Raw genomic sequence first — 14658 nt, 5'->3', positions numbered from 1 at the left:
GAATAAAAAATATGCAATCGTTTGATGTGGTTATCGCCGGTGGTGGTATGGTGGGACTTGCACTTGCTTGTGGCCTTGAAGGTAGTGGTTTGCGCGTTGCAGTGATTGAAAATCACCCTCCTAAAATGCCATTTTCAGTCAGTGAACCTTATTCATTGAGAGTCTCTGCAATTAATGCGGCGAGTGAAAAACTATTAACCCATTTAGGTGTTTGGTCTGCTATCAAGTCTATGCGAGCGTCTGCCTATAATGGAATGGAAGTGTGGGATAACGCTAGTTTCGGGCGCATTTCTTTTTCAGCAAAAGAGCGAAATCTTACTCATTTAGGCCATATTATTGAAAATAATGTGGTACGAGATGCCTTATGGCAAAAGGCTTCTGAGCTACGCGATGTCACTTTATTGTCGCCTGCCACCATTAAAAAGGTGGTATGGGGTGAAAATGATGTGTTTGTCACTCTTGATGATGAGAATATGCTAACGGCTCGCTTGATTGTGGGTGCTGATGGGGCTAATTCATGGTTACGAAATCATGCAGATATCCCATTAACTTTTTGGGATTATGAACATACAGCCTTGGTTGCCACCATTAGGACTGAATTTCCGCACGATGGTATTGCTCGTCAGGCATTTAATGGCGAAGGTATTTTAGCGTTCTTACCATTAAGCGATCCGCACCTTTGTTCTATTGTTTGGTCTCAGCCCGCAATTGAAGCTGCAAGGCGTCAGGCACTTGATAAAGCCAGTTTTGAAAAAGAATTAGCGGTAGCATTGGATATGAGCTTAGGCCTATGCCAACTTGAAAGTGATAGGCTCACGATTGCGCTGACAGGTCGCTATGCACGGCAATTCGCAGCGCAACGTCTGGCTTTACTGGGCGATGCAGCTCACACCATTCATCCATTAGCAGGTCAAGGCGTCAATCTTGGCTTCATGGATGTGGCAATGTTGCTAGGCGAAATCAAAAGGTTACATCGTGAAGGTAAAGATTTTGGTCAATACCTTTATCTACGTGATTTTGAACGCAGTCGCAAGCATAGTGCAGCAGTGATGCTGGCGGGTATGCAGGGGTTCCGTGAATTGTTTGAAGGTAATAATCCAGCTAAGAAATTATTACGTGATATTGGATTAGTGCTTGCAGATAGTTTACCGGGCGTTAAACCTCAGCTATTGAACCATGCTATGGGGCTTTTGGATATGCCTAAATGGCTAGAGCAGTTGCCAAGCGACATCAAAGAATAGTGTTTTAAATTAAGATTCTAAGGCATGGTTATTCCACTTTCCATGCCTTTTATTTTTTGTTTTTATTCCCTCCTCTTGAATCATATCATTTTGCATTACTTATTTTTATTTGATGAATTTATGCATGTGCAGATCTTAACTATTCCTAAATTAATGATTGAGAAAAACTAATCATAGTCATTATTTCGCATTAGATTTACTAATTTAACTTGTTTTGTCATATTTTAAGTGTTTCCGCTACAGAATATATTTTTGATGATATTTATGACGTATTTAGACTAAATATGTCGGTATTGAGTGATCGCTCTCAATTATTTAACAAAAATCACTGGATAATTTATGGTGCAATCAGTAATACAGAAGATAGGTCGCCCTATTTTTTTTTATAGTATTGGACTACCGACAGTGGTAGTTTTTAATCCAATGTTATCGTTTGCGTTTTGTTGAAAAGTTCGGTTATAAATAATTTACTGTACAGTAAGCAACGCAATCACCCTGTCATATGAATAATGTAAAGAGGGTATTCATGGTAAAGCAAACAACACTATATGAAGAACATATAGCCTGTGGCGCAAAGATGGTGGATTTTCATGGATGGATGATGCCACTGCATTATGGTTCACAAATTAATGAACATAATTTCGTGAGAACCGATGCAGGGATGTTTGATGTTTCCCATATGACAATTGTTGATTTTCATGGGGAAGGTTGTCGTGATTTTCTTCGTTACCTACTCGCCAATGATATCGCAAAATTAACAGATAAAGGTAAAGCCTTGTATACAGGGATGCTTAATGCATCTGGTGGTGTTATTGATGACTTAATTGTTTATTACCTCGAAGATGATTTTTATCGTTTAGTGGTTAACTCGGCAACTCGCGATAAAGATATAGCTTGGATGGAACAACACGTCAAAGGCTATGCTGTCGATATTCAAGTTCGTGATGACCTGGCGTTACTTGCCGTGCAAGGCCCACAAGCGACACAAAAAGTACATTCACTGCTAAGTGATGAACAATGTTTGGCTATCAAAGATATGAAGCCATTCTATGGTGTCCAAACGGGAGATTTGTTTATTGCGACTACAGGTTACACGGGTGAAAAAGGTTATGAAATTGCAATGCCAAAAACGCAGGTGGTTGATTTTTGGCACAAGTTACTAAAAGCGGGTGTTCATCCAGCCGGACTTGGTGCGAGGGATACTTTGCGCCTAGAAGCGGGCATGAATCTCTATGGACAAGATATGGATGAGACTATCTCTCCTCTTGCCGCTAATATGGGGTGGACGATTGCTTGGAAACCCGAAGATCGTCAATTTATTGGACGCGAAGCGTTAGAAAAACTGCGTGAGCAAGGAACCGAAAAACTCGTCGGTATTGTGATGCGCGATAAAGGTATACTGCGTGCTGAGCAAGTTATTCGTTTTACTGATGAGTTGGGAAAACTACAAGAAGGGGTCATTACAAGTGGTTCATTCTCGCCAACCTTAGGTTTCAGTATTGCACTAGCTCGAGTACCTAATAGCATACAAGTCAAAGCAATCGTTGAAATTCGCCATCGCGAAATGCCAGTGGAAGTCGTAAAACCCGGTTTTGTTCGTGAAGGTCAACGTTTGGTTTAATTTCGATTTAATTATATTAATAAATATTCAAAATAATAGAGAGGCTAATGATGAGTAATACACCAGCAGAATTAAAATATACCCGTGAACATGAATGGGTGCGTGACGAAGGTAATGGCGAATATACTGTGGGTATTACAGAGCATGCACAAGAAACATTAGGTGATATGGTTTTTGTTGATTTGCCTGACGTCGGTAACGTGGTAGATGCGGGTGATGATTGTGCGGTTGTTGAATCAGTGAAAGCTGCATCGGATATTTATGCACCGTTAAGTGGTGAAATTATTGCAGTAAATGAAGATCTTAATGATTCACCAGAACTAGTAAACGAACAGCCATATCAAGATGGTTGGATTTTCCGCATTAAGATTTCGGATGAAGCGGAGCTGGCGGATTTGATTGATGCTGATGCTTATATTGCGTTGATTACTGAAGAAGACTAAATATTCGTTATATTGCGAGCCGCAGCGTTGTTGGCTGCGTTCGCTAACCCTAGTCACGTACTCATGTATGCTCCTAGGGCTTAGCTTTATATATCCGTCATATTTCGAGCCGCAGCGTTGTTGGCTGCGTTCGCTAACCCTAGTTACATAGTCATGTATGCTTCTAGGGCTGAGCTTCACATATCCGTCATATTTCGAGCCGCAGCGTTGTTGGCTGCGTTCGCTAACCCTAGTCACATAGTCATGTATGCTTCTAGGGCTTAGCTTCACATATCCGTCATATTTCGAGCCGCAGCGTTGTTGGCCGCGTTCGCTAACCCTAGTCACATAGTTATCTATGCTCCTAGGGCTTAGCTTTACTTGCCGCCTAGCCGCAACTCGAACTATTTAGGATGTAAGAAGAGTATTTTTAAAGTGAAATTTTAAAATACCTACGCAAATAGATATTAAATACAGTTACCAGTTATAAAACTCAGTATTACCGCTTAAATGCCCTACAACTTACGCATAGCAGACAAAGGATGGGAACACAGATATGTCGATGTCACTTAGTCAATTAGAAAATCGTTCAGAATTTATCTCACGCCACATTGGTTCATCAGAACAACAAATAAAAACCATGTTGAATACCGTTGGCGCAACATCACTCGATAGTTTGATGGATAAAATTGTACCCAAAGCAATTTTATTACCGGAGCCACCAAGAGTGGGTGGGGGCGCAACAGAACAAGAAGCTTTGGCTGAGTTAAAAGCTATCGCTTCATTGAATAAACGTTATAAAAGTTATATCGGTATGGGCTATGCACCGACAGTGCTTCCTCCTGTTATTTTGCGTAACTTATTAGAAAATCCAGGTTGGTATACCGCTTACACGCCTTATCAACCTGAAGTATCTCAAGGTCGCCTTGAATCTTTGTTGAATTTTCAACAGCTCACAATTGATTTAACTGGATTAGACTTAGCCTCTGCTTCACTACTTGATGAAGCAACAGCTGCCGCAGAAGCGATGGCGATGGCAAAACGGATTAGTAAGCTCAAAGATGCAGAACGCTTTTTTGTCGCTGATGATATTCACCCTCAAACACTGGATGTTGTGCGCACGCGCGCGGGAACATTTGGATTTGAAGTGATTGTCGATAAAGCCGATAAAGTACTCGAACATGAAGGGGTATTTGGTGCGTTATTGCAGCAAGTGGGTACAACTGGAGAGATCCACGATTATACGGCCCTCTTAACAAAACTAAAAGAACGCAAAATCGTCAGTTGTGTTGCTGCGGAAATGATGGCTTTGGTTTTGTTGGCCGCGCCCGGTAAACAAGGCGCTGATATTGTTTTTGGCTCAGCGCAACGTTTTGGTGTACCAATGGGATATGGTGGGCCTCATGCGGCATTCTTTGCTTGCCGTGATGAGTTCAAACGTGCAATGCCGGGGCGCATTATTGGTGTTTCACGTGATGCGGCAGGTAATACGGCATTACGTATGGCGATGCAAACTCGAGAGCAGCATATTCGTCGTGAAAAAGCTAACTCAAATATTTGTACCTCACAAGTTCTTCTGGCCAATATTGCAGCAATGTACGCGGTATATCACGGTCCTCAAGGCTTAAAAATAATTGCTGAGCGTATTCATCGTTTTAGTTCTATTTTTGCGGCGGCATTAATTGAAGCTGGCGTTTCTGTGCGCCATAAAACGTGGTTTGATACTTTGACAATTGAGGTAACCGATAAAATTGCGGTACTTGCTCGTGCAGATAAAGCCAAAATTAATTTGCGTACGGATATTCGAGGTGCAGTGGGCGTGACGTTTAATGAAACCACAACACGTCAAGATCTGAATGACTTGTTTGCTGTTATCACAGGTAATGATACAAAATTAGATTTTGAAAAACTCGATAAACAAGTTTCAGCTTCAGCAAGTGCGATTGCGTTATCAATGCAACGAGATGATGAAATTTTGGCACACCCTAATTTTCATCGTTACCACAGTGAAACGGAAATGATGCGTTACATGCATAGTTTGGAGCGAAAAGATTTAGCCCTGAATCAAGCAATGATACCGCTAGGCTCATGTACCATGAAGCTCAATGCGGCAGCGGAAATGATCCCGATTACATGGCCTGAATTTGGTGAGTTACATCCATTTTGTCCACCAGAGCAAGCTCAGGGTTATCATCAGATGATTGAACAGCTCTCTCATTGGTTGGTGCAATTAACTGGCTATGATGCGGTTTGTATGCAGCCAAACTCAGGCGCTCAGGGTGAGTACGCCGGGTTACTGGCAATTCGTCGTTATCATGAAAGCCGTGATGATGGCGTCCGAAATATTTGTTTAATTCCGGCATCAGCTCATGGTACCAATCCAGCTTCTGCCCATATGGCGGGAATGGACGTCGTCGTCGTGCGTTGTGATGATGAAGGTAATATTGATTTAGTTGATCTGCGTGAAAAAGCACAAGAGCACAGCGAAGCGCTATCTTGTGTGATGGTGACTTACCCATCGACTCATGGTGTGTATGAAGAAAGTATTCGTGAAGTTTGTGAAATTATTCATCAGTATGGCGGTCAGGTGTATCTTGATGGTGCAAATATGAATGCACAGGTGGGGCTAACGACTCCGGGCTTTATTGGTGCGGATGTTTCACATTTGAATTTACATAAAACCTTCTGTATTCCTCATGGCGGTGGCGGCCCAGGTATGGGGCCGATAGGTGTTAAAAAGCATTTAGCACCGTTTGTACCGGGGCATTCAGTAGTTGAACAGGAAATGATCACTGATCAAGGCGCGGTTTCCGCCGCACCATTTGGTAGCGCATCTATCTTACCAATTAGCTGGATGTATATTCGGATGATGGGCTCTTATGGTCTTCGAAAAGCGAGCCAAGTAGCAATCTTGAATGCAAATTACATTGCTAAGCGTTTATCTGGTCACTATGACATTTTATATACCGGTCAAGAAGGTTATGTGGCGCATGAGTGTATCGTTGATTTGCGCCCTATCAAGAAAGATACTGGTATTAGTGAATTAGATATCGCAAAAAGACTGATTGATTATGGATTTCATGCACCAACTATGTCATTCCCTGTCGCGGGAACGTTGATGATTGAACCAACTGAATCGGAAAGTATTGTCGAAATTGATCGCTTTATTGATGCGATGCTGGCTATTCGTGGTGAGATAGACCAAGTCGTCAAAGGTGAATGGCCACTTGAAGATAATCCATTGGTTAATTCGCCTCATGTCCAAACGGAATTAGCCGATGAATGGGCTCATAGTTATAGCCGCGAACTCGCAGCCTTTCCAACTCACGCGACTCGAGTTAATAAATATTGGCCTGCGGTGAAACGCTTGGATGATGTATATGGCGATCGCCATTTACATTGTTCTTGTGTGCCGATTGCCGACTATATGTAATTTATTAGGTTGAGATATAAAAGCCCGTTTATTGATAAGCGGGCTTTTATTTTAAGGGGAGTCTACAGCAACCAGCCTTTTTGGTGAGCGAGTTCTAATTGAGGTTTAAGTTGTAGCCAAAATTCAGGGAGAATCTGTTCAATGTAGTCACATTTGCTTAGAACTTGGTCAAGGCGAATATTATTTTCAACCCAGCTTTGTCCCTGATTATGTAAGTTCATTAGCATTGGCATCGCTCTATCAATCGCATTCGCAAATTTAGAGTCTTGTGTCTCTAATGCGTCATATTCATTCCACAGAGCTAAAAATGACTCACTTTGTGGACTAGGAAGTAGGGCGAAAATACGTTTTGCTGCTTTGATTTCTTCATCACGAATGGCTTCGCGTGCTGCATTATCAAATACAATCACATCTCCGGCATCAATCTCGACAATGTCGTGAACAAGTGCAAGCTTAATGGCATGTTCTGGATTGACGCCTTCAACATATGGGGCAAAACTCATTGCCGCGACAGCAAATTGCCAGCTATGTTCGGCCGTGTTTTCATGACGTTCACGATTAAGTAGCTTATTTTTACGATAAACACTTTTTAGCTTATCGAGTTCCATTAAAAATTGGACGACTTCGGTAAAAGCCCCAAAATTCATAATATCGAGTGGCTTAGTACCTGTTACTGATGACATAAAAACCTCAATTATTTTTCTTCTTCTAATAAATATGGCAGTGGTGCAATGGTGAGGTGACTTTGTTCATCACCAATAACACGAAAGACACTATCGGCTTCCATATCATTATTCATAATGATTTGTACATTTAACTCATCATTACCTAAACGAACCGCAGCAAGAACAGTGCCTGTACGGCGCCATTTATCACCTAATTGCCACTCTAGCCCATCACCTGCTGCGGGGACTGATGAACCTGTCCCTTTTAGCCAGTACATTGCTCGCTTATTTGCGCCACGGAATTTTGCACGGGCTACCATTTCTTGGCCTGTATAACAGCCTTTTTTAAAACTAATACCATAAGGAAGTGCTTGCAAGTTAGTCGCTTGAGGCAAATGTTGCGCACTATTTTCTTGGTCAATAATGGCATAGCCCGCTTCAATTTCTAATGATAACCACTGGTCATCGTTAACTTGAATTGCATTCAGGGAACTGGTGACCTGTTGCGCGGTTTGTTCATCTGTAATTAGCAGAAAACGTTCAGCTGGCAGGGCAAAATGTAATAAGGTTGTTGTTCCTTGAGTGACGATTTGGTTTTCGTTATCAGGTAGAACATCAAAAAGAGAGGCTAATGCGGCTTTTGCGCCGAGGCCTGCGATAGCAAGTAGTTTTAGGTCTGATTTTTTTTCAAAAGTGACTTTAGAAAAAACGGCATATTTTTTTAGTTCAGTAAGCTCTGCATCAGCGACACTTTTTCTAATTAAATAGGAAAAACCGTCTAAATGATGAAAGAGGCGAAGGTCACTCCACATTTTACCTTTCGGGTCACAATGTGCTGTTAATGTATGAACCTGCTGGAGTGTACTTATATCCGCTGTGACCTGCCCTTGTAGATATTTTTCAGCATCAATGCCATGAATATGAATAAGTTCCCAGTTTTCTAGCGAAATCAAAACGAGAGGTAAAGACTGAGAATCAAGAGGGAATTGCGATAAGTTGTCAACATGGGTAGTCATGATTTCACCTGTTGTTCTTTGATAGATAAAGGTGCCTAATGGTAAAATAGCTAGGTAACATTGCAAGCAGTTATTATGCCATTTTATTGAGATAGCCCCTAGCAATCAAAAACGTCTTTAGCATTTTTAGTCTTTTTAATTTTTTTGCATAAGGGGACGTGAAAAATGGTATTTTACTGCTTAAAATGATAACAATGTCGAGTCTGACATGTTTTATTGGCCGCTAATCTGTTAGAATATTTAAAATAATCAATCTTATCAGTTAACTGCAACAGAAAGGTCGTAGTGAAATGGATATAGAAAATAAAGCACGGATTCATTGGGCTTGTAGACGTGGTATGCGTGAGCTAGATATTTCAATCATGCCTTTTTTTGAATACGAATATGATAGCTTGTCAGATGAAGATAAACACACGTTTGTTCGTTTGTTAGAGTGTGCAGATCCAGATTTATTTAATTGGCTGATGAACCATGGTCGTCCAGACGACGAAAAGTTATTTGCTATGATAAAACTTATTCAGGAAAAAAATAAAAATCGTGGTCCTGTGGAAATCTAATCTCTCCATTTCATGGAAAACTCAATTTTTTTCTACCTGTGTTCATGGGGCGGTTGGCGCTTTTTTGCTGATTGCACCGTGGGCACCGGAGAATTCAATGATATGGCTACCATTATTGGTCGTTGTGGTTGCTAGCTGGGCTAAAAGCCAAAAAAACATCAGTAAAACGAAAGGTGTCGCTGTTCTTGTTAATGGCAATAAAGTCCAGTGGAAGAAAAACGAATGGAGTATCGATAAAACGCCTTGGCGTAGCCGTTTTGGCATACTGCTCACTATGAGTGCGCTTCAGGGCAAACCACGAAAAATTCATCTCTGGGTAGCAAGGGATGCAGTATCGGATGAAAATTGGCGAAATCTAAATCAATTATTACTGCAATATCCAGATATTTAATGCTATAGCTAAGATAGCACCGAATAATTTATATTTTTGATACAGTTCTGTTAATTGCAGTAATTTCAAGTCAGAGCGATTCTTCAATTTCTTGTAAGATTTGTATGCACCATTGTGCTATGCGCGCATCGGTTTGTTCAAACTGATGAACTTCATCTATCGCCAAACCCACAAACATATCGCCGTTATCATTTAAGGGTTTCGGGCTTTCAAATTCATATCCTTCTGTAGGCCAAAAACCAATAAAATGAGCGCCAGTAGGTTTAAGTTGATGATAGAGCAAACCTAATGCATCCAGAAACCATTCGCTATAATCGATTTGATCGCCAAGACCGAACAACGCGACAATCTTTCCTTCAAGATTAAGCTTGGGAAGCTGTTCCCAAATTTCTAGCCAATCTTCCTGTATTTCACCGAAATCCCACGTAGGTATTCCTAAAATGAGAACATCATACTGTTCCATCAATTCGGGTGGAGTATCATTGATATTATGCAGTGTGACGAAATCATCGCCGAGAATATCACGTATTTTTTCTGCAACCATTTCGGTATAACAGGTACTAGAACCGTAAAAAAGACCTATTTTCATATATATTGTTACTATGTCCAGCTATGGTTTTTCATCACAAGAGATATATTGTAACAGATGGAGCCATATTCGGGCATAATAGAATCGTGCGGTTTTACTTAAAGGAACGGAATTTGTCGTGGAAACAAAACAACTTAATCCATTAATTGAACAATTTCTTGATACAATTTGGCTAGAACAATCACTTGCTGATAATACATTAGCGTCATATCGTCTTGATTTGCAGTCATTGGATAGGTGGTTAGATGCGCAGCAATTGCATTTGGAAAGTGTTCAATCTTTAGATTTACAGTCTTTTTTAGCTGAACGTATTGATAGCGGTTATAAGGCGGCAAGTTCAGCTCGTTTATTGAGTTCAATTCGTCGGCTTTTCCAGTATTTTTATCGTGAAAAAATACGACTTGATGATCCTTCTGCGGTAATTGCGGCGCCTAAAATACCAAGACGCTTACCCAAAGATTTGAGTGAAAAACAGGTCGAAGATTTACTTAATGCGCCAGCAACAGAAGACGCTCTTGAGTTAAGAGACAAAGCCATGCTTGAAGTTTTATATGCATGTGGTTTACGTGTCTCCGAACTTATTGGGTTAACATTCCCAGATATCAGTTTACGACAGGGTGTTATACGGGTTGTCGGTAAAGGTGATAAAGAGCGATTGATTCCTTTGGGAGAAGAGGCAATATATTGGCTAGAAAAATATATTGATGAGAGCCGCCCTGAATTATTAAACGGTAAAGCGAGTGACGTTTTATTTCCAAGTAAGCGTGGAACAAAAATGACTCGACAAACATTTTGGTACCGCATTAAATATTATGCAGTTTTGGCGAATATAGACGCTGAATTATTATCGCCACATGTACTGAGGCATGCATTTGCTACGCATTTGCTTAATCATGGTGCAGACTTACGAGTGGTGCAGATGTTGTTGGGGCATAGCGACCTTTCAACAACACAAATTTATACGCATGTTGCTACTGAACGGTTACGTGTATTACATGATCAACATCATCCAAGGGGATGATGTGCTATTTAAGGATAAATATGAAACGCAAATTGTTATTATTGGTGGCGTGTATTGCGTCTTTTACGGCTTCGGTTTATGGAGCGACAGAAGAAAAAGTAATTAAAGAGACTCTTGCAAAATACGACATGACGGTTGAGTCAATTAAGCCTTCGCCAATTGTGGGGCTAAATGTAGTTGAAACCTCAACAGGTATTGTTTATATCACTGATGACGGTAAGTATTTATTGCAAGGTCCTATCTATGATATGAGCGGCAAAAATCCGGTCAATATCAGCAACCAGCCGTTGATGAAAAAAATTGAAGCGCTAAAAGATGAAATGATTGTTTTTAAAGCGCCAAAAGAGAAATACGTTGTGACGGTCTTTACGGATATTAGCTGTGGCTATTGTAAAAAACTACATGAAACCGTGGGTGAATTAAACAGTAAAGGCGTAACTGTACGTTATCTGGCTTATCCTCGCCAAGGTTTGGACAGTGACGTGGCTAAAAAAATGGCATCAATATGGTGTAATGCGATGCCACAAAATGCATTAACAAAAGCATTCAAAGGCGATGAAATTGCCATGATTGATGAATGTAAAATTGATTTTAGTAAGCATATGCAAGTAGGTAACTTATTTAAAGTTACAGGAACCCCGGCTATTATTTTACCAAATGGACAAATGTTGCCAGGCTTTTTAACGCCAGATGCTCTTATTCAGTTACTTGAACAAAAATAGTCGCCATTGTGAATATTGAAACTTTTTTACGTCAGCGGGCATTAAGCGATGAAGTGATTCAATTGCCTGATGTTCCAGAGCTTTTACAGCGTATTTATGCGTATCGTGGCATTACCAATACGACCCAATTAGAGCGTAAAGCGTCTAACCTTTTGGATTATCGTTCGTTATTCGGTATTGAAAATGCGTTAGCGTTACTTTATAGCGCATTAATTGAGCATGATTCAATCACCATTGTCGGTGATTTTGACGCTGATGGCGCAACAAGTACGGCTTTGGCTATTCGTGCATTAAAGGCGATGGGATATGCAAATATTAATTATATTGTGCCAAATCGTTTTGAAAATGGGTATGGATTAACGCCATTGGTGGTGGAAGAAGCACGTAAGCGCGGTGCTAATCTTATTATTACTGTTGATAATGGTATTTCCTCTCATGAGGGGGTTGCTACAGCAAATGATTACGGTATTAAAGTGATTATTACCGATCACCATTTGCCCGGTGAAACCTTGCCAGATGCAGATGCTATTATTAATCCAAACCTTAACCAATGCCACTTTGCATCTAAATCGCTAGCCGGTGTCGGAGTGACATTTTATTTAATGTCAGCACTTCGTGCTCATTTACGTCAAGAAGGGTGGTTTACCCAACAAGGTCTTAGTGAACCTAATTTGGCTGAATATCTCGATTTAGTCGCTTTAGGTACTGTGGCAGACGTTGTTCCGCTCGATACCAATAATCGAATTTTGGTACATCAAGGCTTACATCGCGTCAGAGCAGGGCGTTGCTGTGCAGGTATTAAGGCATTAATCGAGGTGTCTAAACGAGAAGCCCCTCGGCTTGTTGCTAATGATTTTGGATTTGCACTAGGGCCAAGATTAAATGCGGCGGGTAGGCTTGATGATATGTCCGTCAGTATCGAACTATTGTTGACTGATGATATGGCTTACGCGCGGGAACTTGCTAATGAACTGGATGGATTAAACCAAACTCGGCGTGATATTGAAGCGGGTATGCAGCAAGAAGCGTTAGTGTTATTTAACCAAATAGATTATAGCGATAACCAATTACCCCATGGTTTAGCACTGTATCATCCAGAATGGCATCAGGGGGTCGTTGGTATTCTTGCATCGAGAATTAAAGAACAATATCATCGACCTGTTATTGCATTTGCACCTGCGGGCGATGGTATTTTAAAGGGCTCAGGGCGTTCTGTTCAGGGCGTTCATATGAGAGATGCTTTAGAGCGCTTAAATACTTTACAGCCTGGGTTGATGCAAAAATTTGGTGGTCATGCGATGGCGGCAGGATTGACTCTTGAAGAAGGTAACTTTGAAGCATTTAAACATCACTTTGAGTTGTTAATGGGCGAAATTATTCAACCTGAGCAATTATCAGGGGTAATTTGGAGTGATGGCGAACTGGCTCGCAATGAATTTTCTTTAGAAACTGCTGAACTTATTCGTGAAAGTGGTCCATGGGGGCAATCATTTCCTGAACCTATATTTGATGGACACTTTCAGCTATTACAACAAAAATTAGTTGGCACTAAACATCTTAAGTTGATCTTGGAGCCTATTAATGGTGGGCCGATGTTAGATGCTATTATGTTTAATATTGATGTACGCCGGTGGCCTGATAATAGCGTGAAAAAAGCTAAAATCGCATTTAAACTCGATGTTAACGAGTTCCGTGGACAGCGAAATGTGCAGTTAATGATAGAACACATTTGGCCTGAATAACAAATTAAGCTGTACTCATTAATGATAGGTAAAGCAGTTTTTATGGTGCTATAAACCTTGCCGAAGTTCCGGTATACTAAACGGTTTGTAAATACAAAATTTTATCTTCGACCAACCATAAGATATTGAAAATGACGTTTGAAATTAACCCAGTAAAAAATAAGATTCAGGACCTGTCTGAACGGACAGCGGTTCTGAGGGGGTATCTTTGACTATGATGCCAAGAAGGAACGCTTAGAAGAAGTCAATGCAGAGCTTGAGCAGCCTGATGTCTGGAACGAACCAGAAAGAGCTCAAGCACTTGGTAAAGAGCGCTCATCCCTTGAAATTATTGTTGAGACCATCGACCAATTAACTCAAGGTATTGAAGATGTAGAAGGTTTACTTGAACTTGCCATCGAAGCCGATGACGAAGAAACCTTCAACGAAGCGGGTGCCGAGTTAGATGCGCTACAAACTAAGTTAGAAAAACTTGAGTTTCACCGTATGTTCTCTGGTGAGTATGATAGTGCTAACTGCTACATTGACTTGCAAGCGGGTTCTGGCGGTACGGAAGCCCAAGATTGGGCAAGTATGTTATTACGTATGTACTTGCGTTGGGCTGAGTCAAAGGGCTTCAAAACAGAAATTATTGAAGAATCTGATGGTGATGTTGCAGGTTTAAAATCCGCGACAGTAAAAATCATTGGTGACTACGCATATGGCTGGCTGAGAACTGAAACTGGGGTTCACCGTTTGGTTCGTAAAAGCCCGTTTGATTCAGGTGGTCGTCGTCATACATCGTTCAGCTCGGCGTTTATTTACCCGGAAGTTGATGATGATATTGATATAGAAATTAACCCAGCTGATTTGCGCATTGACGTATACCGCGCTTCAGGTGCGGGTGGTCAGCACGTTAATAAAACTGAGTCTGCGGTACGTATCACACATATTCCGACCAATATTGTGACTCAGTGTCAAAATGACCGTTCACAACATAAAAATAAAGATCAAGCGATGCGCCAGTTAAAAGCGAAGCTTTATGAGCTGGAAGTCCAGAAGAAAAATGCTGACAAGCAGGTCATGGAAGAGAACAAATCGGATATCGGCTGGGGAAGCCAGATTCGTTCTTATGTACTTGATGATGCAAGAATAAAAGACTTACGTACTGGTGTGGAAACGCGTAACACGCAAGCCGTACTGGATGGTGATTTAGATAAATTCATTGAAGCTAGCTTAAAAGCTGGCCTGTGAGGAAA

13 protein-coding genes are annotated in these 14658 nt (G+C 41.0%); 10 read left to right on the top strand and 3 right to left on the bottom strand.

The window, feature by feature from the left end:
* Window positions 1-11 precede the first annotated feature (11 nt).
* The 4 genes from ubiI (at window position 12) to gcvP (ending at window position 6717) form a co-directional block, all read left to right on the top strand.
* Window positions 12-1241, top strand: coding sequence for an FAD-dependent 2-octaprenylphenol hydroxylase (gene ubiI / locus AAZR93_RS06940; protein ID WP_434719344.1), 1230 nt, complete (start codon window positions 12-14; stop codon window positions 1239-1241).
* 526 nt (window positions 1242-1767) lie between these two features.
* Window positions 1768-2862 (top strand): glycine cleavage system aminomethyltransferase GcvT, encoded by a 1095-nt coding sequence (gcvT, locus tag AAZR93_RS06935; RefSeq protein ID WP_434719343.1) that lies wholly within the window; start codon window positions 1768-1770, stop codon window positions 2860-2862.
* A gap of 50 nt (window positions 2863-2912) precedes the next feature.
* Window positions 2913-3305, top strand: a complete 393-nt coding sequence (gcvH, locus tag AAZR93_RS06930; RefSeq protein WP_294102823.1) for a glycine cleavage system protein GcvH — start codon at window positions 2913-2915, stop codon at window positions 3303-3305.
* 535 nt (window positions 3306-3840) lie between these two features.
* Window positions 3841-6717 carry an aminomethyl-transferring glycine dehydrogenase gene (gcvP, locus tag AAZR93_RS06925; RefSeq protein ID WP_434719342.1) on the top strand — a complete coding sequence of 959 codons (2877 nt, stop codon included), beginning with the start codon at window positions 3841-3843 and terminating at the stop codon, window positions 6715-6717.
* A gap of 62 nt (window positions 6718-6779) precedes the next feature.
* Here the strand turns inward: gcvP and AAZR93_RS06920 are convergent, their stop codons facing one another.
* Entirely contained in the window at window positions 6780-7400 is a 621-nt protein-coding gene (locus AAZR93_RS06920) for an HD domain-containing protein (RefSeq protein WP_294102830.1), read from the bottom strand.
* 11 nt (window positions 7401-7411) lie between these two features.
* Window positions 7412-8398: a tRNA-modifying protein YgfZ gene (gene ygfZ, locus AAZR93_RS06915; protein WP_434719341.1), complete on the bottom strand. Its 987-nt coding sequence runs from the start codon at window positions 8396-8398 to the stop codon at window positions 7412-7414.
* Window positions 8399-8688: 290 nt separating this feature from the next.
* Between ygfZ and sdhE the strand changes: the two genes are divergently transcribed.
* Entirely contained in the window at window positions 8689-8955 is a 267-nt protein-coding gene (sdhE, locus tag AAZR93_RS06910; RefSeq protein WP_294102836.1) for an FAD assembly factor SdhE, read from the top strand.
* Window positions 8936-9346: a protein YgfX gene (locus tag AAZR93_RS06905; RefSeq protein WP_294102839.1), complete on the top strand. Its 411-nt coding sequence runs from the start codon at window positions 8936-8938 to the stop codon at window positions 9344-9346. Before sdhE ends, AAZR93_RS06905 begins: the two co-directional genes overlap by 20 nt.
* Before the next feature lie 70 nt (window positions 9347-9416).
* On the opposite strand, the gene fldB is transcribed toward AAZR93_RS06905, so the two are convergent.
* Complete coding sequence (fldB, locus tag AAZR93_RS06900) at window positions 9417-9935, bottom strand: flavodoxin FldB (protein ID WP_434719340.1); 519 nt, start codon at window positions 9933-9935, stop codon at window positions 9417-9419.
* A gap of 118 nt (window positions 9936-10053) precedes the next feature.
* Here fldB and xerD point away from each other — a divergent pair, with 118 nt between their 5' ends.
* The 4 genes from xerD (at window position 10054) to prfB (ending at window position 14653) form a co-directional block, all read left to right on the top strand.
* A complete protein-coding gene (gene xerD, locus AAZR93_RS06895) occupies window positions 10054-10956 on the top strand; it encodes a site-specific tyrosine recombinase XerD (protein ID WP_434719339.1) in 903 nt (300 codons plus the stop codon).
* A gap of 20 nt (window positions 10957-10976) precedes the next feature.
* Entirely contained in the window at window positions 10977-11678 is a 702-nt protein-coding gene (gene dsbC, locus AAZR93_RS06890) for a bifunctional protein-disulfide isomerase/oxidoreductase DsbC (protein ID WP_434719338.1), read from the top strand.
* Window positions 11679-11686: 8 nt separating this feature from the next.
* Complete coding sequence (recJ, locus tag AAZR93_RS06885) at window positions 11687-13420, top strand: single-stranded-DNA-specific exonuclease RecJ (RefSeq protein WP_434719337.1); 1734 nt, start codon at window positions 11687-11689, stop codon at window positions 13418-13420.
* A gap of 131 nt (window positions 13421-13551) precedes the next feature.
* A protein-coding gene (gene prfB / locus AAZR93_RS06880) for a peptide chain release factor 2 (protein WP_336428758.1) occupies window positions 13552-14653 on the top strand; the annotation gives its coding sequence in 2 pieces (ribosomal slippage) (window positions 13552-13629 and window positions 13631-14653; 1101 coding nt in all).
* Window positions 14654-14658: the final 5 nt, after the last annotated feature.

The sequence above is a fragment of the Providencia sp. Je.9.19 genome, from assembly GCF_051129765.1.
In the GTDB taxonomy this organism is placed as follows: Bacteria; Pseudomonadota; Gammaproteobacteria; order Enterobacterales; family Enterobacteriaceae; genus Providencia.
This window is presented reverse-complemented; position numbering and strand designations above follow the sequence as displayed.